Annotated in this window: 24 protein-coding genes and 1 pseudogene; 10 read left to right on the top strand and 15 right to left on the bottom strand. The window is 62.4% G+C overall.

Going from position 1 to position 26,297, the window contains the following annotated elements; translation table 11 throughout:
• The first annotated feature begins 9 nt into the window (after positions 1-9).
• Positions 10-480, top strand: a complete 471-nt coding sequence (locus FJQ89_RS01050) for a YhbY family RNA-binding protein (protein ID WP_010397237.1) — start codon at positions 10-12, stop codon at positions 478-480.
• Between the two features lie 195 nt (positions 481-675).
• Here the strand turns inward: FJQ89_RS01050 and FJQ89_RS01045 are convergent, their stop codons facing one another.
• From FJQ89_RS01045 to FJQ89_RS01020, 6 genes are all read right to left on the bottom strand, one after another.
• Positions 676-1,119, bottom strand: coding sequence for a DUF4149 domain-containing protein (locus tag FJQ89_RS01045; RefSeq protein ID WP_205704547.1), 444 nt, complete (start codon positions 1,117-1,119; stop codon positions 676-678).
• The gene (gene greA / locus FJQ89_RS01040) at positions 1,119-1,595 is read right to left on the bottom strand and encodes a transcription elongation factor GreA (protein ID WP_010397233.1); all 477 of its coding nucleotides are present in this window, start codon (positions 1,593-1,595) and stop codon (positions 1,119-1,121) included. The genes FJQ89_RS01045 and greA overlap by 1 nt, the downstream gene beginning before the upstream one ends.
• Positions 1,596-1,758: 163 nt before the next feature.
• Positions 1,759-4,989 carry a carbamoyl-phosphate synthase large subunit gene (gene carB, locus FJQ89_RS01035; protein WP_141168688.1) on the bottom strand — a complete coding sequence of 1,077 codons (3,231 nt, stop codon included), beginning with the start codon at positions 4,987-4,989 and terminating at the stop codon, positions 1,759-1,761.
• Positions 4,982-6,160: a glutamine-hydrolyzing carbamoyl-phosphate synthase small subunit gene (gene carA, locus FJQ89_RS01030; RefSeq protein ID WP_141168687.1), complete on the bottom strand. Its 1,179-nt coding sequence runs from the start codon at positions 6,158-6,160 to the stop codon at positions 4,982-4,984. Before carA ends, carB begins: the two co-directional genes overlap by 8 nt.
• Positions 6,161-6,455: 295 nt before the next feature.
• Positions 6,456-6,863 carry a GlcG/HbpS family heme-binding protein gene (locus FJQ89_RS01025; protein ID WP_102123312.1) on the bottom strand — a complete coding sequence of 136 codons (408 nt, stop codon included), beginning with the start codon at positions 6,861-6,863 and terminating at the stop codon, positions 6,456-6,458.
• A gap of 70 nt (positions 6,864-6,933) precedes the next feature.
• A complete protein-coding gene (locus tag FJQ89_RS01020) occupies positions 6,934-7,845 on the bottom strand; it encodes a patatin-like phospholipase family protein (protein WP_141168686.1) in 912 nt (303 codons plus the stop codon).
• 176 nt (positions 7,846-8,021) lie between these two features.
• Between FJQ89_RS01020 and FJQ89_RS01015 the strand changes: the two genes are divergently transcribed.
• The 4 genes from FJQ89_RS01015 to FJQ89_RS01000 all read left to right on the top strand — a co-directional run bounded on the left by FJQ89_RS01015 (position 8,022) and on the right by FJQ89_RS01000 (position 12,816).
• Positions 8,022-8,681, top strand: a complete 660-nt coding sequence (locus FJQ89_RS01015) for a hypothetical protein (protein ID WP_141168685.1) — start codon at positions 8,022-8,024, stop codon at positions 8,679-8,681.
• A 14-nt stretch (positions 8,682-8,695) separates the two neighbouring features.
• Entirely contained in the window at positions 8,696-8,965 is a 270-nt protein-coding gene (locus tag FJQ89_RS01010; protein WP_243136336.1) for a barstar family protein, read from the top strand.
• 370 nt (positions 8,966-9,335) lie between these two features.
• Positions 9,336-11,042 (top strand): 2-isopropylmalate synthase, encoded by a 1,707-nt coding sequence (leuA, locus tag FJQ89_RS01005; protein ID WP_141168683.1) that lies wholly within the window; start codon positions 9,336-9,338, stop codon positions 11,040-11,042.
• A gap of 169 nt (positions 11,043-11,211) precedes the next feature.
• Positions 11,212-12,816, top strand: coding sequence for a methyl-accepting chemotaxis protein (locus FJQ89_RS01000; protein ID WP_168208317.1), 1,605 nt, complete (start codon positions 11,212-11,214; stop codon positions 12,814-12,816).
• Positions 12,817-12,821: 5 nt separating this feature from the next.
• Here the strand turns inward: FJQ89_RS01000 and egtB are convergent, their stop codons facing one another.
• Positions 12,822-14,066, bottom strand: a complete 1,245-nt coding sequence (gene egtB, locus FJQ89_RS00995; protein ID WP_141168682.1) for an ergothioneine biosynthesis protein EgtB — start codon at positions 14,064-14,066, stop codon at positions 12,822-12,824.
• A gap of 11 nt (positions 14,067-14,077) precedes the next feature.
• Entirely contained in the window at positions 14,078-15,070 is a 993-nt protein-coding gene (egtD, locus tag FJQ89_RS00990) for an L-histidine N(alpha)-methyltransferase (RefSeq protein ID WP_141168681.1), read from the bottom strand.
• 309 nt (positions 15,071-15,379) lie between these two features.
• Between egtD and FJQ89_RS00985 the strand changes: the two genes are divergently transcribed.
• The 3 genes and pseudogenes from FJQ89_RS00985 to FJQ89_RS28670 all read left to right on the top strand — a co-directional run.
• A complete protein-coding gene (locus tag FJQ89_RS00985; protein WP_141168680.1) occupies positions 15,380-16,072 on the top strand; it encodes an ABC transporter ATP-binding protein in 693 nt (230 codons plus the stop codon).
• A gap of 179 nt (positions 16,073-16,251) precedes the next feature.
• Positions 16,252-16,539 carry a hypothetical protein gene (locus tag FJQ89_RS00980; protein ID WP_034786045.1) on the top strand — a complete coding sequence of 96 codons (288 nt, stop codon included), beginning with the start codon at positions 16,252-16,254 and terminating at the stop codon, positions 16,537-16,539.
• A 360-nt stretch (positions 16,540-16,899) separates the two neighbouring features.
• Positions 16,900-17,307, top strand: a pseudogene (locus FJQ89_RS28670) (CHAT domain-containing protein); the annotation flags it as partial.
• 618 nt (positions 17,308-17,925) lie between these two features.
• On the opposite strand, the gene FJQ89_RS00965 reads toward FJQ89_RS28670, so the two are convergent.
• The 5 genes from FJQ89_RS00965 to FJQ89_RS00945 form a co-directional block, all read right to left on the bottom strand.
• Complete coding sequence (locus tag FJQ89_RS00965) at positions 17,926-18,687, bottom strand: GNAT family N-acetyltransferase (RefSeq protein WP_071077956.1); 762 nt, start codon at positions 18,685-18,687, stop codon at positions 17,926-17,928.
• A 191-nt stretch (positions 18,688-18,878) separates the two neighbouring features.
• Positions 18,879-19,706 (bottom strand): formate dehydrogenase accessory sulfurtransferase FdhD, encoded by an 828-nt coding sequence (gene fdhD, locus FJQ89_RS00960; protein WP_141168678.1) that lies wholly within the window; start codon positions 19,704-19,706, stop codon positions 18,879-18,881.
• Between the two features lie 69 nt (positions 19,707-19,775).
• Positions 19,776-20,474: a hypothetical protein gene (locus tag FJQ89_RS00955; protein WP_141168677.1), complete on the bottom strand. Its 699-nt coding sequence runs from the start codon at positions 20,472-20,474 to the stop codon at positions 19,776-19,778.
• A gap of 93 nt (positions 20,475-20,567) precedes the next feature.
• The gene (locus tag FJQ89_RS00950) at positions 20,568-22,025 is read right to left on the bottom strand and encodes a Ppx/GppA phosphatase family protein (protein WP_099759685.1); all 1,458 of its coding nucleotides are present in this window, start codon (positions 22,023-22,025) and stop codon (positions 20,568-20,570) included.
• Positions 22,026-22,189: 164 nt separating this feature from the next.
• Positions 22,190-23,272, bottom strand: a complete 1,083-nt coding sequence (locus FJQ89_RS00945; RefSeq protein ID WP_141168676.1) for a calcium:cation antiporter — start codon at positions 23,270-23,272, stop codon at positions 22,190-22,192.
• 238 nt (positions 23,273-23,510) lie between these two features.
• On the opposite strand from FJQ89_RS00945, the gene FJQ89_RS00940 reads away from it, so the two are divergent.
• Positions 23,511-23,849: a hypothetical protein gene (locus tag FJQ89_RS00940; RefSeq protein ID WP_141168675.1), complete on the top strand. Its 339-nt coding sequence runs from the start codon at positions 23,511-23,513 to the stop codon at positions 23,847-23,849.
• A 6-nt stretch (positions 23,850-23,855) separates the two neighbouring features.
• On the opposite strand, the gene FJQ89_RS00935 is transcribed toward FJQ89_RS00940, so the two are convergent.
• Positions 23,856-25,007 carry a GGDEF domain-containing protein gene (locus FJQ89_RS00935; RefSeq protein ID WP_141168674.1) on the bottom strand — a complete coding sequence of 384 codons (1,152 nt, stop codon included), beginning with the start codon at positions 25,005-25,007 and terminating at the stop codon, positions 23,856-23,858.
• Between the two features lie 37 nt (positions 25,008-25,044).
• Positions 25,045-25,320 (bottom strand): hypothetical protein, encoded by a 276-nt coding sequence (locus tag FJQ89_RS00930; RefSeq protein WP_071078435.1) that lies wholly within the window; start codon positions 25,318-25,320, stop codon positions 25,045-25,047.
• Between the two features lie 165 nt (positions 25,321-25,485).
• On the opposite strand from FJQ89_RS00930, the gene FJQ89_RS00925 reads away from it, so the two are divergent.
• Positions 25,486-26,256 carry a spermine/spermidine synthase domain-containing protein gene (locus FJQ89_RS00925; protein WP_141168673.1) on the top strand — a complete coding sequence of 257 codons (771 nt, stop codon included), beginning with the start codon at positions 25,486-25,488 and terminating at the stop codon, positions 26,254-26,256.
• The last annotated feature ends 41 nt before the right edge of the window (positions 26,257-26,297 follow it).

Raw genomic sequence — 26,297 nt, 5'->3', positions numbered from 1 at the left:
AATATTATTATGCTAAAACTTACACCCGTAGAGCGCAGCGCACTGCGCGCCGAAGCACACGCGCTGAAGCCTATCGTCATCATTGGCGAAGCGGGCTTGACACCTGCTGTCCTCAAAGAGATCGACCTTGGCCTGGATTCGCACGGTCTGATTAAAGTCCGCGTGTTCGGCGACGACCGCGAAGCCCGCGTCGGAATGTACGATACGATTTGCGGCAATCTCGGCGCCGCCCCGGTACAACATATTGGCAAACTGCTGGTAATCTACCGTCCGAAAAAAGAAGTGGTTAAGGAGAAGGTCAGCGCCGGCAAAGGCATGCGCGAAGTGACCATCGTCAAGGCCAGCGCCAGCGGCACCAAGCGCCCCAGCGTGACGAAAGTCATGATCAAGGGCAATGAGCGCGTTACCGAAGGCGGTTCCATCAAGCGTGCCAAGCCACGTCAGAAAAGCGCCAAGAAAAGCGCACTGGGCAGCAAGTAAGCCTGTTCACCCGGCAACCGCAAGGCTGCCGGGCTTGAAACAAGAAGCGGAGCACGGGATATCCCCTGCTCCGCTTTTTTTGTTGCTGCTGCGGCGTCGGATTACGCGTGGCCTGCGGCCTCGCTAATCCGACCTACGTGTTGCCATGCAGGTCGGATTAGCGCGCAGCGCGTAATCCGACAACACCACTGCCGATTACTGCTGCTTCCAGATCAGCACGCCCGCCAGCAAGCTCTGCACGGCAAAGATCAGGGTCGACACGCCATGCAGCATGCCGAAGCGGCTGCGCATGGCCTCGTCCATGATGCCCGACGGGGCCTGCGCCTTGAGCTCGGCCATCAGCGGCGAAATGCCGAAATGACTGAGCAGCGCACACACCAGCATAGCCAGCACCAGCGCGGCCAGCAGGCGCCGGCGTTTCAGCTCCAGCGCGCCCGCACCCCATTGCAGCAAGGCCAGCAACACCAAAGCACAGGCGATCGACAGCCAGGCTTCGGCGCGGAACATGCTGCCGGCAATATTGCCCGCCAGCACGCGGTCGCTCAAGGTAGCAAACAATGTGGGCGCCACGATGAAGCCGATGGTCCACAGGCTGCCGGCCCACAGGGTTGCAACCAGGAAGCGCACGCGGGCGAGCATCAGATGTACAGCACTTCCAGGATTTCGTATTCGCGCGGGCCGGACGGCGCCTGCACTTCCACCACGTCGCCGGCGTACTTGCCGATCAGCGCACGCGCGATCGGGGACGTCACGGATACTTTGTTCTTTTTCAGGTCGGCTTCATCGAGGCCGACGATCTGGTACGTGACTTTCTGGCCCGATTCCAGGTCTTCCAGGTTCACGGTCGAGGCAAACACCACGCGGCCTTCCGCGTCGAGCGCGGTCGGGTCGATGATTTGCGCTGCGCCCAGCTTGCCTTCGAGTTCGGCGATGCGGCCTTCGACGAAGGCCTGGCGTTCCTTGGCGGCATCGTACTCGGCGTTTTCCGACAAATCTCCGTGCGAACGCGCTTCGGCGATCGCATCGATGACGATGCGGCGTTCCTTGGTCTTCAAGTGATGCAGCTCTTCCTTCAGAAGTTCTGCGCCGTATTTGGTCAATGGGACTGAGGTCATGTTATCTCTACTATCTGCTGGTTATCGGTGCCGTTGTCCGTGTTTTGCCACGGTTAACGGACTTACCAAGTGAAAACCACAGAGGCCGCGCGCTGCTCTGCACGGAACTCTGTGGTTGATAAGCATGCAGTGTACCGCCTAACGGCGGCCACTGCAAACGCACTTAGCTCAAGGTCTTGTGCAGACCTTGCAAATCGTACACACGCAACTCATCCAGGTGACGGATGCCTTCGACGGCCGCTTCCGCGCCCGCGATGGTGGTGTAGGTCGTCACGCGCGACGCCAGGGCCGAAGTGCGGATGGCCCGCGAATCGACGATGGCGCTGCGTTTTTCTTCCACGGTGTTGATCACCAGCACGATTTCATGATTCTTGATCATGTCGACGATGTGCGGACGGCCTTCGATCACCTTGTTCACTGGCGTGACGGCGATGCCGGCAGCAGCGATCACGGCGGCGGTGCCCTTGGTGGCGACCACGGTAAAACCGGACTCGACCAGGTCGCGCGCCACTTGCACGGCGCGCGGCTTGTCCGACGCTTTCACGCTGATGAAGACCTTGCCCGATTTTGGCAGGTTCACGCCGGCGCCCAGTTGCGATTTCACAAACGCTTCGCCGAACGTCAGGCCCACGCCCATGACTTCGCCCGTCGATTTCATTTCAGGGCCGAGGATGGTGTCCACGCCCGGGAACTTGACGAACGGGAAGACGGCTTCCTTGACGCTGAAGTAAGGCGGCACGACTTCCTGCGTGATGCCTTGCGAGGCCAGCGACTGGCCGACCATGCAGCGCGCGGCGATCTTCGCCAGTTGCAGACCGGTGGCTTTCGAGACGAAAGGCACGGTGCGAGAAGCGCGCGGATTGACTTCCAGCACGAAGACGACGTCTTTCATTTCGCCATCGATTTCCTGTTTCTGGATGGCGAACTGCACGTTCATCAGGCCGACCACGTTCAAACCCTTGGCCATCAGCGCCGTCTGGCGCTTCAGTTCATCGATGGTTTCTTGCGACAGCGAGTATGGCGGCAAGGAGCAAGCCGAGTCGCCCGAGTGGACGCCAGCCTGTTCGATGTGTTCCATCACGCCGCCGATGAACGTCGTTTCGCCGTCGGAGATGCAATCGACGTCGCACTCGATGGCGTCGTTCAGGAAGCGGTCCAGCAGTACGGGCGAATCGTGCGAAACCTTGACGGCTTCGCGCATGTAGCGCTCCAGGTCGCGTTGTTCATGGACGATTTCCATGGCGCGCCCGCCCAGCACGTACGATGGACGCACCACCAGCGGGTAGCCGATTTCCTGCGCCAGCGCCAAAGCGTCGGCTTCCGTGCGCGCGGTGCGGTTAGGCGGCTGGCGCAGTTCCAGCTTGTGCAGCAGTTGCTGGAAACGCTCGCGGTCTTCGGCCGCATCGATCATGTCGGGCGAGGTGCCGATGATCGGTACGCCATTCGCTTCCAGGTCCAGCGCCAGTTTTAATGGTGTCTGGCCGCCGTACTGCACGATCACGCCCACCGGTTTTTCGATGGCGACGATTTCCAGCACGTCTTCCAAGGTCAGCGACTCGAAGTACAGACGGTCCGAAGTATCGTAGTCGGTCGAAACCGTTTCTGGATTGCAATTGACCATGATGGTCTCATAGCCATCTTCGCGCATGGCGAGGGCCGCGTGGACGCAGCAATAGTCAAACTCGATACCCTGGCCGATACGGTTCGGGCCACCGCCCAGCACCATGATCTTTTTCTTGTCGGTCGGATTCGATTCGCACTCTTCGTCGTACGTGGAATACATGTACGCCGTGTCGGTCGAAAATTCCGCTGCGCAGGTATCGACGCGCTTGTAGACGGGACGGATGCCCAGCGCATGGCGCTGCAGGCGCACGGCCGTGTCGGTCGTCTGCAGCAAAAAGCCCAGGCGGCGGTCCGAGAAGCCCTTCTGTTTCAACTTGTACAGGGTGTTCTTGTCCAGGTTGTCCAGCTTCTGCGTATCGAGCCACAGTTCCAGGTCGACGATTTCCTTGATCTGGATCAGGAACCATGGGTCGATCTTGGTCAGGTTGTGCACTTCTTCCAGGGTAAAGCCCTGGGCAAACGCATCGCCCACGTACCAGATGCGCTCAGGACCGGGCTCACCCAGTTCTTCTTCGATCTTTTCGCGGTCCTTGGTTTTTTCGTTCATGCCGTCCACGCCCACTTCCAGGCCGCGCAAGGCTTTCTGGAACGATTCCTGGAAGGTACGGCCTATGGCCATCACTTCGCCGACGGATTTCATCTGCGTCGTCAGGTGGTGGTCGGCGGTCGGGAACTTCTCGAACGTGAAACGGGGGATCTTCGTAACGACGTAATCGATCGACGGTTCGAACGATGCCGGCGTGGCGCCGCCCGTGATTTCATTGCGCAACTCGTCCAGGGTGTAACCGACGGCCAGCTTGGCGGCGATCTTTGCAATCGGGAAACCCGTCGCTTTCGAGGCCAGCGCCGACGAACGCGACACGCGCGGGTTCATCTCGATGACGATCATGCGGCCGTCGACAGGGTTGATCGAGAATTGCACGTTCGAGCCACCGGTGTCGACGCCGATCTCGCGCAGCACTGCCAGGCTGGCATTGCGCATGATCTGGTATTCCTTGTCCGTCAGGGTTTGCGCCGGCGCGACCGTGATCGAGTCGCCCGTGTGCACGCCCATCGGGTCCAGGTTTTCGATCGAGCAGATGATGATGCAGTTGTCCGCCTTGTCGCGTACCACTTCCATCTCGTACTCTTTCCAGCCCAGCAACGATTCTTCGATCAGCAACTCTTTCGTCGGCGAGGCTTCCAGGCCGCGCTTGCAGATGGTTTCGAATTCTTCTTCGTTGTAGGCGATGCCGCCGCCGGAACCGCCCATGGTGAACGATGGACGGATGATGGTCGGGAAGCCCAGCGTGCGCTGCACGGCCCACGACTCTTCCATCGAGTGCGCCACGCCGGAACGGGCCGAACCGAGGCCGATCTTGGTCATCGCGTCCTTGAACTTGGAACGGTCTTCCGCCTTGTCGATGGCTTCCGGCGATGCGCCGATCAGCTCGACGTTGTACTTCGCCAGCACGCCATTGTTGAACAGGTCCAGCGCGCAGTTCAGTGCCGTCTGGCCACCCATCGTCGGCAGGATGGCGTCAGGACGCTCCTTGGCGATGATGCGTTCAACGACCGACCAGGTGATCGGTTCGATGTAGGTGACGTCGGCCATTTCCGGGTCCGTCATGATGGTCGCGGGATTGCTGTTGACCAGGATGACTTTGTAGCCCTCTTCGCGCAGGGCCTTGCACGCTTGCGCGCCGGAATAATCGAATTCGCAGGCCTGGCCGATCACGATCGGGCCAGCGCCAATAATCAGAATACTTTTGATATCTAAACGTTTAGGCATTTTTCTTTTTCTCCTCCGCAGCCATCAAGTTGATGAAGCGGTCAAACAGGTAAGCAACATCCATCGGGCCCGGCGACGCTTCAGGGTGGCCCTGGAAGCAGAAGGCCGGCTTGTCCGTGCGGGCAAAGCCCTGCAGGGAGCCGTCGAACAGCGATTCATGGGTCACGCGGCAATTCGCGGGCAGAGTTGCCGCATCGACTGCGAAACCGTGGTTTTGCGAGGTAATCAAGACCTGTTTCGTTTCCAGGTCTTGCACCGGGTGGTTCGCGCCGTGGTGGCCGAACTTCATCTTCAGCGTTTTCGCGCCGGAAGCGATCGCCATGATCTGGTGGCCCAGGCAGATACCGAAGGTCGGGATACCCTTCTCGATCAGCTCCTTGGTCGCGGCAATCGCGTAGTCGCACGGTTCCGGGTCGCCGGGACCGTTCGACAGGAAGATGCCGTCCGGATTCAACGCCAGGGCGTCGGCAGCGGTGGCTTGCGCCGGCAGCACGGTAACTTTGCAGCCGCGTGCCGTCAGCATGCGCAGGATGTTGCGCTTGACGCCGTAGTCGAAGGCGACCACGTGGTACTTCGCGTCCGCGTCAGCCAGTTGGCCGTAGCCTTCGCCCAAGGTCCATTCCGTTTCGCGGTACTCATAGACGGCCTTGCTCGATACCACCTTGGCCAGGTCCATGCCGGCCAGGCCGGGGAAGGAGCGGGCCAGTTCCAGCGCTTGCGCGGCGGATGGCTCATTGCCTTGCGTGCCGACCAGGATGGCGCCGCCCTGCGCACCTTTTTCACGCAGGATGCGCGTGAGCTTGCGTGTATCGATGCCGGCGATGGCGACGATATTTTCAGCTTTCAGGTAATCGGACAGGGAGAGCGTGGAACGGAAATTGGATGCCAGCAATGGCAGATCGCGGATGATGAGGCCAGCGGCGTGTACCTTGGAAGACTCGACGTCTTCCGGATTGACGCCCGTATTGCCGATATGCGGATAGGTCAGGGTGACCATCTGGCGGCAATAGCTTGGGTCGGTAAGGATTTCCTGATACCCGGTCATCGAGGTGTTGAAAACAACCTCGCCCGTGGTATGACCGGCGGCACCGATCGAAAAACCTTTGAAAATCGTTCCATCAGCAAGCGCTAATATGGCTGGAACGGCAGGGCCAGAAAAAAATGGCGGCAAGGGCAACTCCTGATAAAGTTACCGTAGCTGCGCCACGTCAGACCGACCGCCTAGATACCCGAGCCAGATGCACTCAGGGTGTTTCAACGGTCATTTTGAATGAGGGGATGGGTAGTCGCTACGGTATATGTGTGATTGGCTAAACCTTTGAATTATAACCAAAAGGAAGCTTTTCCACAAGGAAGAAAATACAGAAGGCCCGGCATTTTTTTGCGCAGCAGCATAAATCCCCTGCCCCATGAAAAAAGCCGCCTGGCGTGCGCGAGGCGGCTGCTTCTGCAACTGCGGCGACTACTTAGGCCGTCAAAGCAGCAATACCCGCTTTGGCGATTTGCGCATCTTCCGCCGACTTCACGCCCGAGACGCCGACGGCGCCCACGTAGTGACCGTCAAACACGATGGGCACGCCGCCTTCGAGCAAGCCGTCGATTTCCGGCGCGCTCAGGAACGATACGCGGCCGCCATTGATCATCTCTTCGTAGATGCGCGATTCGCGGCGGCCCAGTGCGGCCGTCTTGGCTTTCGATGGAGCGATGTGCGACGAGATCGGCGCCACGCCGTCCATGCGCTGCAGCCACAGCAGATGGCCGCCATCATCGACGATGGCGATCGCGACCGCCCAGTTATTCTTGACCGCTTCCGCTTCGGCGGCGGCAGCGATTTTCTTTACGTCGTCCAGGGTCAAAATCGGTTTCGATTGCATGGTGCGTCCTTGTTATGTTGAATCAAAATTGTATACGAAATGCGCAGCGGCGCGATCGCTTCCTGAACGCTTACTGCTCGCGCTTGGCTTTCGGCTTTTGCTTGAGCTGCGCCATCACGGCAAACGTCGCCTGCTCGCCCGCCAGGATGGCCTGGTTGCGGCTGTTGAAATCGTTGCCTTTCATGGTGCCCAGACTGGGCTGGATCACCACGTCCGCATCCTTCAGTTCGAACTGGTTGATGCGCTGGCCCATGATGGCGAAGGTCTGCATCAGCACTTCCATCGAACTGATGGCCTTTTGCGTATCCGTTTGCGACGAGATATTCACGGCGATGATGAAATCGGCGCCCATGTCGCGCGCAAAGCGCACGGGCACGGGAGCGACCAGGCCACCATCGACATAGGTGTGGCCGGCGATCGTCACGGGCTGGAACACGCCCGGCACGGCCGACGAGGCGCGCACAGCCATGCCGGTGTTGCCACGTTGGAACAGGATCGGCTGGCCATTTTTCAAATCGGTCGCCACCACGCCAAACGGAATCTTCAGCTTTTCCAGCGGCACGCCGCCGACAGCCTTGTTGACATAGCTTTGCAGCGCTTCGCCCTTGAGCACGCCGGACGACTTGCCGAACAGGGGCAAGGCCCAGTCCGAAATGGCCGCCTCGTCCATGTCGAAGGCCATCTTTTGCAGGGCAAAGCCGGAGTTGCCTGCCGCATACAGGGCGCCCACCACGCTGCCAGCGCTGGTGCCGGTGACGATGTCGGCGTGGATGCCCTGCGATTCGAGCGCCTTGATCACGCCTATGTGCGCGAAGCCGCGCGCCGCGCCACCACCCAGCGCCAGACCGATCTTGATCTTGCGCGGCGTGACGACGATGGGTTCCGGTGGCGTCAATACTTGTATCGGTTTCGGGGCGGTGGTATCGCAGCCGGCCAGCGCAAAGGCGGCCAGGGCAAGCAGGGTCAGGCGTTTAGGGAACATGGTGGAGAGGGGAAACCGCGCGCGGCAGTGGCAATAAAGGAGAGCCGATTGTAGCGCAAGCGGGGCCGCTGGCACTGAAGGCAGTCTTAAATGTTTGCGGTGACAAGGTTCGTGCGGGCTGACTCTACCACCACACGGCTGCTAGACTGGCGCCTGGTTTGTTACTTGCTCCCGCTATGTCAGAACATCAATTTGCCGACAGCCGCGCCCTGAGCGCCCCTTTTTCACAGCAGCTGGCCAGCCACCCCGGCGACGGCGCCCTCGCCTGGCTGACTTGCGTGCTGGCCGCCCAGGCGCCCGCCCTGCGCTCGTCGAACGCCATCCTGCTGGCCTACACGGGCAACCCGGCCGCCATCGACTGGATCGACGCGAATGTCGGCTCGCCTGTGGCAGGAGCATGGGGCGTGGCGGCAGCGCTGCTGGGCACGCCCTGGCCGCGCATCCTTGACTGGCTGCAGCGCGGCGGCGCGCACCGGCTGATGGCGCTCGACACCCTGTACGCCTACCGAAAACCCGCCGTCAACATGTCGCCGCTGGAACAGATCGCCGCCCCCGTGCTGCCGCAAGCGCCCGCGCGCGCCGACCTGGATGCCGCGCTGGCCGCCTGCCTGGCCGCGTCAGCGACGCCACGCATCCAGGCGGCCGTCAACTCGATCAACCAGCATGTGGACGAGATCCTGCGCGGCGGTCCACGCGGCGTGGCCGTGGCCGACTTGCCGCACCTGTACCTCGATCCGGCACCGTTCAAGCATGCGCCCGCCATTCTGGAGCAACACGCGACCGTGGTGGGCGGCATGCGCGAAAACCTGCAGAACCTGCTCAAAGGCATATTGTGAACAGGCCAGCTCTGGTGACTATCGACTTGAGCGAGATCAACTCGCCACGCCAACTGCATGCCAGCCTGGCAGCCGCGCTGGCCTTTCCTTCCATGTATGGCATGAACTGGGATGCCTTCTGGGATGCCATCACGGGCCTGGTGGACATGCCGCAACAGCTGGAACTGCGCGGCTGGCAAACCTTCGCCGCACGCCTGCCCGGCGATGCGGCCTTGCTGCAGCGCATCCTGGCGCGCATGGCGCAGGAAATGCCGGCCCTGGCGGCGCACGTGCATTACTTGTAAATAAGCGGTAAAACGGAAACGCTTGACAGCCCAGCCCAACTTCCCTTACATTAAGTACATGTCCTCCTTCAAACATTCCTCCCCTTCCCTGCTGTCGCTATCGCGACTACTGCTAGCAAGCGCATAAGTTTGCCGCATTGCTTCGCCTGGCCACACGCCGGCGTGTTTCAAAAACCCTGGAAGGTTTGATGATGTTTGCACCATCCCCCGCTACACCCGTAACTTCTGACGCGACCGCCACCGCTGGCGCCGTTGCCCTGCTTTGCCTGCTAAAACTACCGACCGCTTGCCTGGCCTAGTGTTGCGTGGCCGCCCGGCAAGCTTGCGCCACAACCATTGATTTCCCCCCTATCTTCAGGAGTACCCGATCATGATGTTGCAAAACCCAGCTTCCAAATACCGCGCTTTTCCTCCCGTCAAATTGACCGACCGTCAATGGCCGAATCAGATCATCAGCAAACCGCCTATCTGGATGAGCACCGACTTGCGCGACGGTAACCAGTCCTTGATCGAGCCGATGAGCGCGGAAAAGAAGCTGCGCTTCTTCGAGATGCTGATCGCCATCGGCCTGAAGGAAATCGAAGTGGGTTTCCCATCGGCATCGCAGACGGATTTCGACTTCGTGCGTAAACTCGTGGATGAAGGCCGCATCCCGGACGACGTCACCATCATCGTGCTGACCCAGTCGCGCGAAGAATTGATACGCCGCACGGTCGAATCGGTGGTCGGCGCCAAGCGCGCCATCGTGCACCTGTACAACTCCGTCGCGCCCGTGTTCCGCAAGGTGGTGTTCGGCATGTCGCGCGAAGAAATCACGAATATCGCCACCACCGGCACCACCCTGGTCAAACAGCTGGTGGCGCAGCATCCGGAAACGGAATGGGGCTTTGAATACACGCCGGAATCGTTTTCCACCACGGAACTCGATTTCTCCAAGCATATCTGCGACGCCGTCAGCGCCATCTGGAAGCCGACGCCGGCCAACAAGATGATCATCAACCTGCCATCGACCGTGGAATGCAGCACGCCCAACGTGTATGCGGACCAGATCGAATGGATGTCGCGCAAGCTGGCGCGCCGCGATTCCATCATCATCAGCGTGCACCCGCATAACGACCGCGGCACGGCCGTCGCGTCGGCCGAGCTGGCCGTGATGGCGGGCGCCGACCGCGTGGAAGGCTGTTTGTTCGGTAATGGCGAGCGCACCGGCAACGTCGACCTGGTGACGTTGGCGATGAATTTGTACACGCAGGGCGTACACCCGGGCCTGGATTTCTCCGACATCGATACCGTGCGCAAGTGCGTGGAAGAGTGCAACCAGTTGCCCGTCCACCCGCGCCACCCGTATGCGGGCGACCTGGTCTTCACGGCCTTCTCCGGCTCGCACCAGGATGCCATCAAAAAAGGTTTTGCCAAGCAGCAACCGGACAGCATCTGGGAAGTGCCGTACTTGCCGATCGACCCGGCCGACCTGGGCCGCAGCTACGATGCCGTGATCCGCGTCAACAGCCAGTCCGGCAAGGGCGGCATGGCGTATTTGCTGGAACAGGAATACGGCCTGGTCTTGCCGCGCCGCCTGCAGATCGAATTCTCGCGCGCCGTGCAAGCCGTGGCCGACGCCACGGGCCGCGAAATCGCCGCGCAGGATATCCACGACATCTTCCAGAAGGAATACCTGCAGCAGACAGCGCCGTACGCCTACGCTGCGCACCGCATGGTGGAAGACACCAGCAGCGATGAATCCGTGCAGATCGACATCAGCCTGTCGCACCGCCAGACGCCATTGGCCCTGCAAGGCGGCGGCAACGGCCCCATCGACGCCTTCGTCAATGCGCTCGGTCTCGATATCAAGCTGATGGATTACCATGAACACTCGATCGGCTCGGGCGCCAACGCGCAAGCGGCGTGCTACGTGGAATTGCGCCTCGATAATGGCCCGACCCTGTTCGGCGCCGCCATCGACAGCAATATCGTCACCGCCTCGTTCAAGGCCGTGCTGTCGGCAGTGAACCGCCGCATCGGACAGACGGAAGCCGAAAAAACAACAGCGGCCGACGTGGCGGCCAGCGCCGCCTGAGCGCGGCCCTGGCATCCCTCATAGGTAAAAAAAGCGGTACGGCTTGATCGCCGTGCCGCTTTTTCATTTCCCTTAAGCAATTGTTGCTGCAAAAGAAGTATCACGCACCGTATAATCGTTTCATAATAAGACCACCGGGGACAAGATTTTAGCTACCGAGGGAATGAGTATGAAATTGACGGATATGAAGATAGGCGTGCGCCTGGGCGCCGGTTTTGGCGTGGTGCTGCTGCTGATGGCAGTACTGGTGGGCACGGGATTGTTGCGCCTGGACAAGATCGGCGGGCTCAGCGAGTCCATCATCGAGAAAGACTGGGCCAAGGCCGACGCCATCGCCACCATCCGCAGCACCACGCGTTCGAACGCGGCGCTCGTTCTGGAACTGTTCATCCATGAAGATCCCGCGCGCGCCAACGCCATCCACGGCGAAATCGACGCCAACAAGGCCACCATCAGCGATGCGCTGGTCGTGCTCGACCGTCTCGTCGTGCTGCCTGAAGGCAAGGAACTGCTGGCTACCCTGAAGCAGCAGCGCAAGGCCTATGTCGTCTCGTTCAGCCAGGCCGACAAGCTGCTGATGGCGGGACAACGCGCGGAAGCGGCCGTGCATGTGCGCGACGATACCTTGCCCGCCTTGAACCGCTTGCAAAAGACGGTGAACCAGCTGAACGAGCTGCAGCGCGCAGTGGTCGTGCATGGCGGCCAGCAAATCCAGCACAATATTACAGCAGCCAATATGCTGATGGCCAGCCTGGGCACGGCCGCCCTGCTGCTGGGCGTGCTCTTTGCCTGGTGGGTCACGCGCTCGATCACCACGCCCATCGCGTATGCCCTGCGCGTAGCGCAAGCCGTGGCCGCAGGAGACCTGAGCAGTAAAATCGTGGCCGACGGCAAGGATGAAACGGGCCAGCTGCTGCAGGCGCTGCGCGACATGAATACCAGCCTGGCCAGCATCGTGGGGCAAGTACGTGGCGGCACCGGCACCATCGCCGTGGCGTCGAGCCAGATTGCAAGCGGCAATGCCGACCTGTCGGCCCGCACGGAAGCGCAGGCCAGCGCGCTGGAAGAAACGGCCTCGTCGATGATCGAACTGACGAGCACCGTGCGCAGCAACAGCGACAATGCGCGCCAGGCGGACAGCCTGGCACGCTCGGCATCCGCCATCGCCCAGCGCGGCGGCACGGCCATGGCGGAAGTGATCGGCACCATGGATGCCATCAATGCCTCCTCGCGCAAGATTGTCGACATCATCGCCGTCATCGACGGCATCGCCTTTCAGACGAATATCCTGGCCCTGAACGCGGCCGTGGAAGCGGCGCGTGCCGGCGAACAGGGACGCGGCTTTGCCGTGGTGGCCACCGAAGTGCGCAACCTGGCGCAGCGCTCGGCGGCGGCGGCCAAGGAAATCAAGGAACTCATTGCCGACTCCGTCAACCGCGTGGGACAGGGCGCGCAGCTGGTCAGCCAGGCGGGCGCCACGATGGATGAAGTGGTGGCCAGCGTGGGCCGGGTCAGCGCCATCGTCGGTGAAATCAGCGTCGCCAACCACGAGCAAAGCGAAGGCATCGAGCAGATCAATGCCGCCATCATGCAGATGGACCAGACGACGCAGCAGAATGCGGCCCTGGTCGAGGAAGCGGCCGCAGCGGCGGCAGCCATGCACGAACAGGCGGGCGAACTGGAAACCCTCGTCAGCCAGTTCAAGCTGGAACAGAACGCCGTCGCCAAGGCGCCGCCCCGCCCTGCGCCAAGCTCCACCCCGCGCTTGAACTAGTTCAGCTATTCCACCTGGCGCGCCAGGCGGATGCCGGAAAACTGCCAGCGCGCACCAGCCGGAAAGAAATTGCGGTAGCTGGCGCGCGCATGGCCGGCCGGCGTGGCGCACGACGAGCCGCGCAGCACATACTGGTTCAGCATGAACTTGCCGTTGTACTCGCCCAACGCCCCGGGCGCCGTGCGGTAGCCGGGATACGGCGCATAGCTGCTGCTGGTCCACTGCCAGCAGTGGCCAAACATTTGCATCAGTCCCGCTCCCGGCCTACCAGCGGCCGGATGCAGCTGCCCCACTTCCACGGCGATGCCTTGCGCCGCCACTTCCCATTCCGCTTCCGTCGGCAGGCGCGCGCCAGCCCAGTGCGCATAGGCATCTGCCTCGAACAGGGACAAATGCGTGGCTGGCGCCTGCAGGTCGAGCGGGCGCAAGCCAAATAGCGTGAATTCCTGCCAGTGCCCGGCGTCATCGCACTGCCAGTACAACGGACATGCCAGTTGCGCGCTGCGCACCCAGTCCCAGCCTTCGGCCAGCCACAGGTGCGCCGAGCGGTAGCCGCCCGCCTCGATGAAGGCGAGAAATTCGCCATTCGTCACCAGCGCAGTGGCCAGCTCGAACGGCGCCACATATTGCGGATGGCGCGGCAATTCATTGTCGAAGCAAAAACCGTCGCCCGCATGGCCGATCTGCGCCAGGCCGCCGTCAAACGCGAGCCAGGCCGTGGGCTGCGCGTGTTCTTGCGCTGGCGCCACTGCGCTGTCCGGCGCACTGTCCATGTAAGCGGGAAACAGCGCGCTCTGCGCCAGCAGGTGTTTCACGTCCGTCAACAGCAACTCCTGGTGCTGCTGCTCGTGTTCGAGGCCCAGCGCCAGCAGCATGGTCAGGCGTTCGCGCTCGGGCCGCGCCAGCTCGCCCGCGAGCAGGCGGGCGATGCGCGTATCGACATCGATCCGGTAGGCGCGCACTTGCGCCATGCCGGGGCGCGTCAGCAAGCCACGCTGGGCGCGCGGATGCTTCTCGCCCACGCCGTTGTAGTAGGAATTGAACAGCACGCGGAAGGCGGGATGGAATGGCGCGAACGCCGCTTCCATGCTTTCCAGAATAAACGTTTCGAAAAACCAGGTGGTGTGCGCCAGATGCCATTTCACGGGACTGGCGTCCGGCATCGACTGGGCGCAGCAATCCTCGTCGGACAGGGGTTCGGCCAGGCGCAGCGAGTGCTGGCGCACCTTGTTGTAGTGATCGATCAGCATCTGTTTCCTTCTTAATCCCGGATCACTCTAGCGTAAATGACGGCAAACCACTGCTGCGGGTCCGTCCAGACTTGTACGGTGGAAAACCCCGCCTGCTCCAGCAAGCCGACGAAGCTTGCGCGCGTGTATTTATAGCTGTCTTCTGTATGAATGCGTTCGCCTTTCGCGAAACGCCGCTGGCCACCTTTCCAATGGACAACTTGTTCGCTGCGCGCTTCCAGGTGCATTTCGACGCGGCGCTCGTCGGCGTTGAAAAAGCCGTGGTGCTGCCAGGCACGCACGTCGAAGTCCGCGCCGATCAGGCCGTTCACATGGCGCAGCATGTTCAGGTTGAAGGCGGCCGTGACGCCCAGCGCATCGTCATAGGCGGCGTCGAGGATGGCGGCGTCCTTGATCAGGTCGACGCCGATCAGCAAGCCGCCATCGCCGTCCGCATTCGCGCGCAGGCGGCGCAAAAAGGCGGTCGCTTGTTCAGGCGCAAAATTGCCGATCGACGAGCCGGGATAGAAGAACAAGCGCCGCGCCTCGCGCACGCTGTCGGGCAAGTCCAGGCGGCTGGAGAAATCCAGGCCCAGGCCCGTCATCTCGATATGCGGAAAGCGCTGCTGCAGCCGGCTCAGCGATTCACTCAGGAAATCATAGGAAATATCCACGGCCACATACTGGGCCGGGTGCAACAGGGGGAACAGGCCGGCGGCCTTGGCGCAATTGCCCGCACCGAGGTCGATCAGGGTGCTGCCCGGCCCCACAGCGTGCGCGATCTCGGCGCCGTGACGGGCAAAGATGGCCGCCTCGGTGCGCGTCGGATAGTACTCGGGCAAGGCGCAGATGGCCTCGAACAGTTTCGAGCCCAGCGCGTCGTACAGGTACTTGGGCGAGGTCCAGGCCTCGCGCGCCAGCAGGCCGCTGCTGATCTCGACTATCGTGGCAGGAGTGGCGCTGGCCACTCGGACGTTGCTGGCGGGAGACAAATCTGACTGCGGTTGCGCGAGTGGCATGGTCATGGGTTGGCGTCGTCTATCAAGGTTCACGAAGGGCTTGCGCGGTCAGCCACCGGGCGCCGCCCCTGCCATAGCGGTTTGCGGGCACCTTTTCCGATGACTTTTTCCATCATAGCGGAATCCGCACAAGCCAGCCGTGCGACAGGTAACGTAAGATCAAACGAGCAGTGTGCACACAAAATGGGTATTGCCCAGCAAAAATGATAAGCCTGTCGTATACTACACATTGCCGGCCAAACAATCCGCGCCCCTTTGCAGTTCCCAGGCCCCCCTCTCCCCCGCGTGCCTCCCTTTACGATAGCCGTTAACACCATGCTCGAATTGCGCCATCTGTCGAAGTCCTATGCCCATGCCCGTCCCGTGCTGGCCAACATTTCCTGCCGCTTCAAGGCAGGGGAATTCATCGCCATCATGGGTGACTCGGGCGTCGGCAAGTCGACCTTGCTGAACCTGATCGCCGGCCTCGATACGCCCGATGCGGGTGCCGAAGCGCACCCTATCCTGGTGGACGGCATAGCCATGTCCAGCCTCGATGACGCCGCCGCCACCCGGCTGCGTCGCGCCCGCATGGGCTTTATCTTCCAGGCCTTCCACGTCTTGCCGCACCTGACCCTGCTGCAAAACGTGGCCCTGCCGCTGCTGCTCAACGGACTGCCCCAGGAGCGTGCCGCCAGCATGCTCGAAGCGGTCGGCCTGGGCGGACGCGGCGGCGACTTTCCGCAGCAATTGTCCGGCGGCGAAATGCAGCGCGTGGCCATTGCCCGCGCGCTCGTGCACAAGCCGGCGCTGGTGCTGGCCGATGAGCCGACCGGCAACCTCGATCCCGATACGGCGCACAGCATCCTGCAATTGCTGCGCGCCGAAATCAAGGCCAACGGCAGTTGCGCGATCATGGTCACGCATTCGCTGGCCGCCGCCGAAATGGCGGACAGAACCATGATCCTGACGAAAGACGGCTTACAAAATACAACAACCGTCGACCAAATTGATCAAACAATCAGTTAATTTAACTGACCATCTTTCACAAGTTTTGTTATCGTAGTATTATTGAAAACACTTGCCTGGTTATCAATGTTGTAACGCGAATGGTATCACGTCACCCGGAGAGCCTTGCTGCGATGACGAACTATAGCTGGGACCACATACAGTGGTCTCGTCCCTTGCATAACCTGAAGGAGGAGTAAATGAACGTTCGCCAAAAGAAGCTGGAAATGATTGAAGCGATGAACCGGGCGCGTGCGCTCGAACCATCGAGTTTTGTGCCCAATAAGCTGCTCGATACCCTGATCGAGAAGATGAACCTGAAAAATGATGCGGAACTGTGCCGTGTTCTGGAAGTCCAGCCCCCCATCATCAGCAAGATTCGTCACGGCAAACTGTCGGTCGGTGCAACGATTTTATTGCGCATGCATGAAAAATCGGACATCACCATCCGCGAACTGAAGGAACTGTCCGCCACGCCAGTCCATTGAATTACCCGCTGTTGTAATGCCATGCCAGGCACCCAGGTCCCCGGCGCCAAGAACTTTTGCCATGCAATTCGCGTAGTTCGCTCACCGCACAACATCCGAGCACGATAGCGAAGAGACCCAGCCCAAACCATGCTGACCGTTTCTCTGCCCACCCGCTCCAGCGCCATCCCCGCTTTCACTCCGCATTCCCCCTGCCAGCCAGCATTTCCACTCAAACTTGATCTGACACAACACGCATAGTCTCCGCAGGCATCAAGGTCAGCTTTTAAGCAGTGATCCCAACCGCATGTCCAGCGCCCCTCTTGCGCCGCCCGTGCTGCGCCTGACGCTCACGCGCGATCCCCCCGCCGACGCAGGCGACTGCCCCGCCGCACCCGGCAGGCACAGCGAGACCCACGTGCTGTCGGGCGCTATTTCGCCATCCACCTGGCCGGCCACGGCGAAGTGGCCGGCCACGGCATCGCCCATACGGGCCTGGTGCTGAGGCCGAAGACGCGGCTGACGGCGGCGCAGGTGGGCAAGCTCAAACGCGTGCCGCAATTTGTCTTCATCAATTGCTGCCACCTGGGCGAGATGCGCCCGGACGCCATCGCGCCGTGGTCGAAACTGGCCGCCAGCCTGGCCACGGCCTTCATTGAAATGGGCTCGCAGGCAGTCATCGCGGCCGGCTGGCGCATCGGCGACCAGGCGGCCAGCATCTTCGCGCACAGCTTTTATCACGCCATGCTGAGCGGCGAATACTTCGGCGACGCCGTGCGCCTGGCGCGCGAAGCGGCGCACCTGCAGTTCCCGGCGTCGAACACCTGGGGCGCCTACCAGGCGCATGGCGACGACCGCTACCGCTTTCCGAACACCCAGAGCCGCCCTTGGCAGGCGCCCGACCACCACTACCACGGCCACCTGCTGGCCGACCTGGAAACCCTGCACGCGCGCCTGGCGGGCGCCGGGGGGAGCTCCGGCGCGCCGGCCCTGCGCGGAATGACGGATGCCTGCCTGGCCGCGCTGGAAGAAGCGCGGCGGCGCAGCGGCGTGGCCGACAGCGACCTGATTTTTCAGGTGCTGGCGGGTGCCCTGCTGTTGAAAGCCCATGGCGCCAGCGATGCCTGGCGCGCACTCGATGCGCAACTGGGCGACTTGCTGCACGACGCCAGCGCCACGCGGACGAACACCGCGCCATCGATGCCGGCGTCCCCGCGCGCGCCGTATTTCTGGCCCTGTACCACGACGCCGTGCGGCGCCACGGCAGCATCGGCGAACCCGAAGCGATCAGCGTGCCGCTGCGCTTCCTGCTCGAACTGCTGCCGCCCGACAGCGCGGACACCGGCTTGGGCAGCGCCGTGCAGGCGCTGGCCAGCCAGCTGCAGTCCTCACTCCCCGGCATTAGCCTTAGCCAGGCACCACGCCATAATGGCGCGCATAGCGCTCGTCCAGATTCGCCAGCGGCATCATCATGAACATGTCGGCGCTTTCGAAATCAGGGTCCCACGCCGGTTCGCCGCAAATCCAGGCGCCCGAACGCAGGTAGCCCTTGATCAGCGGCGGCACCTGCGGCTTGTGCGCCGCTTCCACCTGGTGGATGGGGAAAGGCAGGTGCGGCGTGACGCGGTATTCGCTTGGGGCCATGTGCTTTTCCGCCAGCGCCTGGTACACGGCAACGGCGTTATGCCCGCCATCGGCCAGGCTGATGCTGGCACAGCCGACCAGGTAGTCGCAGCGCTCGCGGCGCATGTACTCGGCCAGCCCCGACCACAGCAGCATGATCACGCTGCCGCCCCGGTATTTCGGGTGGATGCAGGCGCGGCCCGCTTCGACCATGCGTCCGCGCAGGTTTTTCAGGCGGCTCAGGTCGAACTCGTTTTCCGCATACAGCCGGCCGATCTTGGCCGCCTTGGCCGCGCTCAGCACGCGGTAGGTGCCCACCACTTTCAGGGTATCGGCATCGCGCACGATCAGATGGTCGCAATGCGCGTCGAACTCATCGCTGTCGAGGCCATCGGCATTCGCCAGCGAGCTCAATCCCATGGTCTCGATAAACACCTTGTAACGCAAACGCTGGACTTCGCGCAATTCGGCCGCGGTAGTGGCCTGGCTCAGCACCAGTTGAACCGGCCGGGCCTTGGCTTCGTTTGATGCGACTATGTTTTGCATGGTTTCATCCCCTGTGATCAAGACGACTCCAGCGTACTTGTCTAATATGTCAGGAAAATGACAGCCGAATGTCATTTCCATGACGCAAGTCAATGCCAGGCGGGGATCATGCAAAATTACCACACTCGTCACGCAAGAAGGCAGGATGAAAGAGCAGGATGGCCTGCACATCACGCCCTGCGGCGGTGAACTTACAGCGTGATGCCGGGAGTGTAGTCGACGAAAGCATCCTGGCGGCAGAAGCCCACCAGTTTCATGCGCGCCTGCGTGGCGATGGAAATGGCCAGCGAACTGGGGGCGGAAATCGTCGCCAGCAGGGGAATCTGCATGCGCGCCGCCTTGCGCGCCAGCTCGTAGCTGCCGCGGCTGGACAGGAACACGAAGCCGCGCCGCATGTCGACAGCGTGCAGCGCGAGATGGCCAATGAGCTTGTCGAGACCATTGTGTCGGCCGACATCCTCGAACACGTGCACGATGTCGCCATCGGGCGTGCACCAGGCGGCCGCATGCACGCCGCCCGTTTCCTGCATCAGCGCCTGGTGTTCGCGCAAGCCGCTCGACGCACGCGCCAGCGCGGCCGGCAGGTCGACCTGGATCAGGGATGGCGGCAGCGCCGCGGGCTGCAAGTCGAGCATGTCGATGCTGTCGATGCCGCACACGCCGCAGCCCGTGCGACCCGTCAGCTGGCGCCGCCGGTCCTTCAGGCGCACGAAATCCTCCTGTGCGATGCTCAAGGACACTTCGGCGGAATCGGGGCGCAGGAACACTTCACAGTCGAAGATGGCGCCGGCCGAAGCGACCACGCCTTCCGTCAGCGCGAAGCCATAGGCAAACGCTTCCAGGTCGCGCGGGGTGGCCATCATGACGACGTGGGAAATGCCATTGAAGACCAGCGCCACGGGGATTTCCTCGGCGACGCGGTCGATGGCATCGGTGGACTGGCCCGCGCGGTGGCGAACGATGGCGCGCTCGACGAAGCCGGCGCGTTCAATACTGATTTCTTCTGACATGGCAACCATGGGGGAACTATCACAGGCCCCATGGTAAACCAGAATGGGCAAGCGGGGGCAGCCCCTCCGCTCGCGCCATCAATCCTTCTTCGGACGGCCCGTTTTCAGCTGCGGCAAGCCGGCCAGCACGTTTTGCAGGGTGGCCAGGTCGATCTGGCTGATCAGCGCCACGCCGATGCGCAGCAATTCGCTTTTCTTGATCTCGAAACCGGCCTTCAGGCAAGCTTTCTTTACCTGGCCCAAGACTTCATATTCCGCTTCGGGCATGGTGAAGCTGTCGCGCACCAGCTTCGGCTTGCGGGCTTTTTCCTTGACGGCGGCGACCTTGGCGAGCGGCGCTTTTTTCGCGGCGGCTGGCTTGGCGGCAGCTTTTGCTACCGGTTTGACGGCGGCTTTTGCTACCGGCTTGGCGACGGCCTTGGCGGCTGGTTTCGCAGCAACCTTGGCGGCCGGCTTGGCAGCGGCTTTGGCGACTGGCTTGGCCACAGCCGGTTTGGCCACGACGGCCTTGGCCGCCGGTTTGGCAACGGGTGCCTTGGCTACCGCAGGTTTGGCGGCAACAGGCTTGACTGCTGCCGGCTTCGCAGCGGCGGCTTTGACGGCCACTGGCTTGGCGGCGGCCTTGGCCACCGGCTTGGCTGTCGGCTTGGCTGTCGGCTTTGCCGCAGGCTTGGCAGCCGGGGCGGCCTTGGCTGCTGCCGCATTGATCGAGGCGCTGGTGGGGAACATCGATACGGGCGCGCTGTCGGCTTTTTTCACTGGGACGGTTTTGGTCATGAATTTTCCAATCTAATAAATAATATAAACAATATATACTCTTTTTTGAAATCTTGCTTGCTGCACATCAAGCCATGTGCACGGCATGACCTCCTAGGCGCTGGCACGGATGGTGAAATCGACCCCGACCTCATCCCAGAATTCCTGCTCCTTCTCGATCCAGAACGACACGGTGGGATGGTGCGCCACCCAGCCGCGCTTGATGTCGAGCTCGATGCGGCTCTTCATGCGCAGGCGCAGTTCGCTGAAATCGGCTTCGATGCGCGCATGCATGAGCAGGATCGACAGGCGCAGCGCCAGCACGGCCTTGGCAAAATCGGGGTCGGACAGCACTTCGCCGATCTTGCGCAAGTTGCCCTTCTGCGCCAGGATCAAGCGGCTCATGGTCTTCTGTTCGCGCGTGGTAAAACCGGGCAAGTCCGCGTTTTCCACGATGTAGGATGCGTGCTTGTGGTAGCCCGTCTGCGACACGGCCAGGCCCACTTCGTGCAGCAGGCTGCTCCAGCGCAGGCATTTCACCAAAGCGTCGGATGTGGGCTTGAGCTGCGCATACATGGCCAGCGCCTGCTCGGCCACCCGGCCGGCACGCTGCTGGTCGATATGAAATTTCTCCATGCAGCCCTGCACCGATTGTTCGCGGCGGTCGCGCTTGGTCGAGCGCAGATACAAATCCCACATCACGCCCATGCGCAGGCCCGCCTCGATCGGCGTCATGACGGGAATGGCCAGTTCGCGGAACAGGCCGATCAAGATGGCCAGGCCGCCGACGATGGTGCTGGCGCGATCAGGGCGCAAGCCGGGCATGTCGATGCGGCTGGTGTGACCGAGTTCGATGAAGCGCCGTGCCAGCGCATCGAGGCTGACACCAGACAGCAAGCCATCACCGAGCTTGTTGCGAACGATGATGTCGGCGATGGTGCGGATGGTGCCGGAAGAGCCGTAGGCCGTCTTCCAGTGCTGCGGACGGTACGGCGGCGCGGCATCCTCGAAATGGCTGCGCGCCGACAGGATGGCCGCCTCGAACGACGGCGCGTCGATGCGCCCGCCGATGAAGAACGACAGGCTTTGCTTGACGGTGCCCAGGCTGAACGACTCGACGCGCTCGATATCGTTGCCGCGCCCGAGTATCAGTTCGGTCGAGCCGCCGCCGATATCCATCACCAGCCGGCGTTCGCCGGGAATGGCCAGCGCATTGGCCACGCCCATGTAGATCAGGCGCCCCTCTTCCTCGCCCGAGATGATCTCGATGGGGTAGCCGATGGCTTGCTCGGCCAGCGGCAGGAAGACGGCGCCGTTGCGCGCCACGCGCATGGCCGAGGTGGCCACCACGCGCACGGCATCGAGTTCGAAGCCCGCGAGGATTGCGCGAAAGCGCTGCAGGCAAGCCAGCGCCCCCTGCATCGCCGCCTCGGTCAGGTCGCCATTGGCGTCCAGGCCGGCGGCCAGGCGTATCGGATCGCGCACGCTCTTGACCACGCGTATGGTGTCGCCATCATGCTTGCCGACGTGTAAACGAAAACTGTTGGACCCCAGGTCCACCGCTGCATACATACTGGCCTCTTGTCTTGTCATTGCTGTACCAACTGAAAAAAGTTGGCAAAATCAGTTGCTAAACTATATAAATCATTTAGACGATTTAAAAATCCTACCACACTACCCCCATCGTATGACAGCGGCGTGACAGGATTGTGACAAAACAGCAGCCATGCGGCGGCTTACGGAACGATGGTGGTAAATAAGTAAACGGCGAAAATCACCAGATGCACCGTGCCTTGCATGACCGTGGTGCGGCCCGTGCCCAGCGACAGGGTGGCCACCATCAGCGACAGCAGCAGCAGCACTGTGGATTTGATATCGAGTCCCAGGGTGATCGTCAGGCCAGTGGCCAGCGACACCACCACCACGGCGGGAATCGTCAGGCCGATGCTGGCCAGGGCGGAGCCGAGGGCCAGGTTCAAGCTCGTTTGCAAACGGTTGGCACGCGCCGCGCGCACGGCGGCCAGGCCTTCGGGCAACAGCACGATGGCGGCGATGACGATGCCGACCAGGGTTTTCGGCGCGCCCATGGCGGCGATCGCCGTCTCCAGCGCGGGCGCCAGCGACTTGGCCAGCAGCACCACGGCGCCCAGGCACACCAGCAGCGCACCAGCGCTGACCCAGGCGACGGTAGGCGTGGGCGGCGCCGCATGCACCTCTTCGTCGCCGACGGCTTCCTTGGGCAGGAAGTAGTCGCGGTGACGCACTGTCTGCACCAGCACGAAAGTGCCGTACAGGACCAGCGAGATGACGGCGATGAAAATGAGCTGGCTGGAGTTGTAGTACGGGCCGACGGCGCTGGAGGTGTAATTCGGCAGCACCAGCGTCAGGATGGCGATCGCCGCCAGGGTGGCCAGCGACGCGCTCACGCCCAGCAGGCCGAAGGTCTGTTCGCGGTGGCGCCCGGCGCCCAGCAGCAGGCAGATGCCGACGATGCCGTTCAAAATGATCATGATGGCGGCAAACACGGTGTCGCGCGCCAGTCCCGTCGTTTCCGGCCCGCCGGCCAGCATCAGCGAGACGATCAGCGCCACCTCGATCAGGGTCACGGCCAGCGCCAGCACCAGGGTGCCATACGGTTCGCCGATGCGGTGCGCCACCACTTCCGCGTGGTACACGGCGGCCAGCACGCTGCCGATCAGGCCAGCCACCAGCAGGATCTGATAGTAGCCGCCGACATTGAAGGTGGAACCGAACAGGAACAGCCAGCCGGCAAGGGGGGCGGCAAGCGGCCATACAGGCAGGGATTTGAGCATTTTCATTATGGGCCTGGCAAGAGTAAAAAAGGGGAACTGCGGTGCGGACGACAAGAGGGGCCGAGCGAGCACCCCACAGCATAACTTGCCTAGCTTAAATGAAAGTTAGAGTATGCACATGTTCGGCGTGCCGGCGGCCAGCATGGCCTGTCTGGTAACATGCCGTTGCAATTTTCTTGTCTTGTTGCTTGCTGCCGCCGTCATACTGCAGGGTACGCCTTACGGCAACGACCCAGGACAGACCATGATTTCAATAAACAACACGGCCATGCGCACCTTCTTCTTCGCGGGCAGCGTATTGTGCGCCGCCGCGCACGCGGACACGCCGCCGGCGCGCGAAGCGCAGCTTGACGCGAACTGGGCCACCCCGCCTGCGCCTGCCGCTGAATCAAAGTGGCAAGACAGCCTGCCGCCCGCGCCACCGGTGGCGCCGCGCGAAGAAAAGATCCTGCCCAAAAGCGAATGGCTCACCGTCGAGCCGATGAAGGCGCCTGACCGGCGCTGCGATCCCGGCCTCGACGCCCTGTTCCTGAGCAAGGAGTGCGGCAAGGAACCGAGCTGGCTGGGCTCGCGCAAAAAGTAAGCCGATTCAAATATCCAGGGTGCTGGCGCCTTGCGCTTCCACCACCCTGTTGCGGCCCGCCTGCTTGGCCGCCTGCAGCGCCTCGTCGGCCCGCTTGAACAGGCTGACGGTGCTGTCCTCGGCGCGGATGGTGGTCACGCCCAGGCTGGCCGTCAGCTGCAGCACGGCGCGTTCCGTCTTGACCGGCAGCACTTCGACGGCGGCGCGGATACGCTCGGCCACCATCAGCGCATCGGCCAGGGTCGTGCGCGGCAGCTGGATGGCAAATTCGGCGCCGCCCAGGCGACCCATCAGGTCGCTGTCGCGCAATTGCTGGCGGCACGTGTCGACGATGGTTTTCAGCACCGCGTCGCCCACCGGATGGCCATAGCTGTCGTTGACTCTTTTAAAGTGGTCGATATTGAGCACCACCAGGGCCGTCGGCAAGCCGGGCCGGCGCGCCAGCGCCATCCACGGCGCCAGCGCCTGGTAAAAACCGCGCCGGTTCGGCACGCCCGTGGCCGCATCGAGCACCTCCAGGCGCGCCAGTTCGCCGCCCAGTTTTTCACGCGACAGCAGCAGGTAGCCGAAGGCGTTCGTCAGCATCATCAGGTACAGGGCGCCAAAACCGGCCAGCTGCAGCAGCTCGGCGTCAACATCCGGCACGGCGGCGGCGAGCACGCCGCGCACGGCGATCACCAGCGACAAGACGCCCATACTGACGACGAGGAAGCGGCGCAGCATGCTCGCCTCGCGCCATTTGAGGCACAGCGCGGCTAAGCCGGCGAGGAAAAAGCCGGCCACGATCAGCGAGCCGCCGGCACTGCGCAGCAGCGGCGCCACGTCAAACAGGTAGCAGGCGGCAAACAGCGCCACCGACAAACCAAGCGCCGGCAGCATGCTACGGCGCCAGCCGCTGCGCCCGGCCGCCTGCCACAGCGCGCCCGCGTCCAGCGCCATGCCGGCAAACAGCAAGCTGTTGCCCAGCAAGATGGACAGCATATCGGGCAAGACGCCGCGGAAATACAGCAAACACCAGGCCACGGCCTGGCACTGCTTGGCTACCGCCCAGGTGGACAGACTGAGTGACTTCTTGCGCTCGTACTCGAAGAAGAAGAGGGCCGCGCACAGGCTCAGGTTGCCGAGCGCCAGGGCCAGTACCAGGGTCTTGATATCCATGGGCTACGCTATCGATGCGCAGGCGCGGTGCGCCAGGTCAGATTTCGTGTTCGACATTCGTGCTGCCGTCGCCAACCTTACTGGCCCACGCCTGCACGAAATACTGCTTTTCCACTTCACTGGGCGCCTCATGCCAGAACACGATGAGGGTGCCCTTGTGATCGTGGATCTGCGCCACTTTTTCAATGAATCCGAAGTTGGCGGCCACGTCGGCCAGCGCCGCCGCATAACCATATACGCGCGTCAGCCGCTCGATGCGGTCAGGCTCGGTAAAACTGTTCGTCGCGGTAATGATGGGGTGATCCAAAAACATGCTTGTCTCCATGGTGCCCGACTGCGCGGCCGTGCCGCCGCGCGTCATGTACATATACATATACGCATGCTCGGCGCGGATTAATCGGGTATGCTCACGGGAGCTTATCAGATTTCTCTGAATGCAACAAAGCATCTCCCCCAGTCCACTCAGCGAAGTCGTCCTATGCCGTATCCCAAATTACCTGCCGTGTGCGCGCCCCAGGTGCATACCTGTGGCGACCGGCGCCGCCTGGAATTCCAGCCAGGCATGATCCAGAGCGAAATGCTGCTGTCGCGCCCCGACCATCTGCTGCTGCGCTATGCGCGTGCCATGATGTGCTTCACCCTGTTCGTGCCGCGTCCGCAGCACATCCTGATGGTGGGACTGGGTGGCGGCTCGCTGCTGAAATTCTGCCACCGCCACCTGCCCGAGGCGCGCATCACGGTGCTGGAACTGCGTGCCGACGTGATCGCCCTGCGCGAGCAGTTCATGCTGCCGCCCGACGACGCGCGCCTGCGCATCATCGAAACGGACGCCGTCAGCTATATCCGCCAGCATCCGGGCTGCGCCGACGTGCTGCTGCTCGACGGCTACGACGAAACGGGCCTGCCGCCCGCACTGGGCAGCGCGCGCTTCTATGCGGACTGCCTGCGCACCCTGCTGCCCGGCGGCGTGCTGGTAGCCAACCTGTTCAGTTATGACGAGCACTACCCTGCCATGCTGGCGCGCCTGATGCTCACCTTCCGCGGCGCCGTGTGCCACTTCGACGGCATCGCCGGCAACAACCGCATCGTCTTCGCCGCCAGGCCAGACACGCTCGGGGCGGGCCGTGCCCTGCGCGTCGTGCGCCTGGTGCGCTGGCGGCGCGTATGCGGCCTGGGTTTCCTGAACCGCTGGCTGCCCGCATGGCAGTTGTGGCGCGTGCGCCGGCGGGCAGGCGCGGGCAGCGGCTGAACGTCGTCTTTCCCGGCCATGGGCATTGTTGCTTAATAGCA

The sequence above is a fragment of the Janthinobacterium tructae genome, from assembly GCF_006517255.1.
Lineage (GTDB): Bacteria > Pseudomonadota > Gammaproteobacteria > Burkholderiales > Burkholderiaceae_D > Janthinobacterium > Janthinobacterium tructae.
The sequence above is the reverse complement of the archived record's forward strand: the minus strand, read 5'-3'. Positions and strand labels throughout refer to the sequence as shown.

Coding starts and splice junctions, on each gene's coding strand:
- FJQ89_RS00980 (WP_034786045.1), top strand. CDS start 16,252: ATGAACGTTCGCCAAAAGAAGCTGGAAATGATTGAAGCGATGAACCGG.
- FJQ89_RS00985 (WP_141168680.1), top strand. CDS start 15,380: ATGCTCGAATTGCGCCATCTGTCGAAGTCCTATGCCCATGCCCGTCCC.
- FJQ89_RS00935 (WP_141168674.1), bottom strand. CDS start 25,007: ATGGATATCAAGACCCTGGTACTGGCCCTGGCGCTCGGCAACCTGAGC.
- greA (WP_010397233.1), bottom strand. CDS start 1,595: ATGACCTCAGTCCCATTGACCAAATACGGCGCAGAACTTCTGAAGGAA.
- FJQ89_RS00945 (WP_141168676.1), bottom strand. CDS start 23,272: ATGAAAATGCTCAAATCCCTGCCTGTATGGCCGCTTGCCGCCCCCCTT.
- FJQ89_RS01050 (WP_010397237.1), top strand. CDS start 10: ATGCTAAAACTTACACCCGTAGAGCGCAGCGCACTGCGCGCCGAAGCA.
- leuA (WP_141168683.1), top strand. CDS start 9,336: ATGATGTTGCAAAACCCAGCTTCCAAATACCGCGCTTTTCCTCCCGTC.
- carB (WP_141168688.1), bottom strand. CDS start 4,989: ATGCCTAAACGTTTAGATATCAAAAGTATTCTGATTATTGGCGCTGGC.
- FJQ89_RS00965 (WP_071077956.1), bottom strand. CDS start 18,687: ATGCAAAACATAGTCGCATCAAACGAAGCCAAGGCCCGGCCGGTTCAA.
- FJQ89_RS01020 (WP_141168686.1), bottom strand. CDS start 7,845: ATGTTCCCTAAACGCCTGACCCTGCTTGCCCTGGCCGCCTTTGCGCTG.
- FJQ89_RS00950 (WP_099759685.1), bottom strand. CDS start 22,025: ATGTATGCAGCGGTGGACCTGGGGTCCAACAGTTTTCGTTTACACGTC.
- FJQ89_RS00925 (WP_141168673.1), top strand. CDS start 25,486: ATGCCGTATCCCAAATTACCTGCCGTGTGCGCGCCCCAGGTGCATACC.
- egtD (WP_141168681.1), bottom strand. CDS start 15,070: ATGACCATGCCACTCGCGCAACCGCAGTCAGATTTGTCTCCCGCCAGC.
- FJQ89_RS00940 (WP_141168675.1), top strand. CDS start 23,511: ATGATTTCAATAAACAACACGGCCATGCGCACCTTCTTCTTCGCGGGC.
- egtB (WP_141168682.1), bottom strand. CDS start 14,066: ATGCTGATCGATCACTACAACAAGGTGCGCCAGCACTCGCTGCGCCTG.
- FJQ89_RS00930 (WP_071078435.1), bottom strand. CDS start 25,320: ATGTTTTTGGATCACCCCATCATTACCGCGACGAACAGTTTTACCGAG.
- FJQ89_RS01045 (WP_205704547.1), bottom strand. CDS start 1,119: ATGCTCGCCCGCGTGCGCTTCCTGGTTGCAACCCTGTGGGCCGGCAGC.
- FJQ89_RS01015 (WP_141168685.1), top strand. CDS start 8,022: ATGTCAGAACATCAATTTGCCGACAGCCGCGCCCTGAGCGCCCCTTTT.
- fdhD (WP_141168678.1), bottom strand. CDS start 19,706: ATGGTTGCCATGTCAGAAGAAATCAGTATTGAACGCGCCGGCTTCGTC.
- FJQ89_RS01025 (WP_102123312.1), bottom strand. CDS start 6,863: ATGCAATCGAAACCGATTTTGACCCTGGACGACGTAAAGAAAATCGCT.
- FJQ89_RS00955 (WP_141168677.1), bottom strand. CDS start 20,474: ATGACCAAAACCGTCCCAGTGAAAAAAGCCGACAGCGCGCCCGTATCG.
- FJQ89_RS01000 (WP_168208317.1), top strand. CDS start 11,212: ATGAAATTGACGGATATGAAGATAGGCGTGCGCCTGGGCGCCGGTTTT.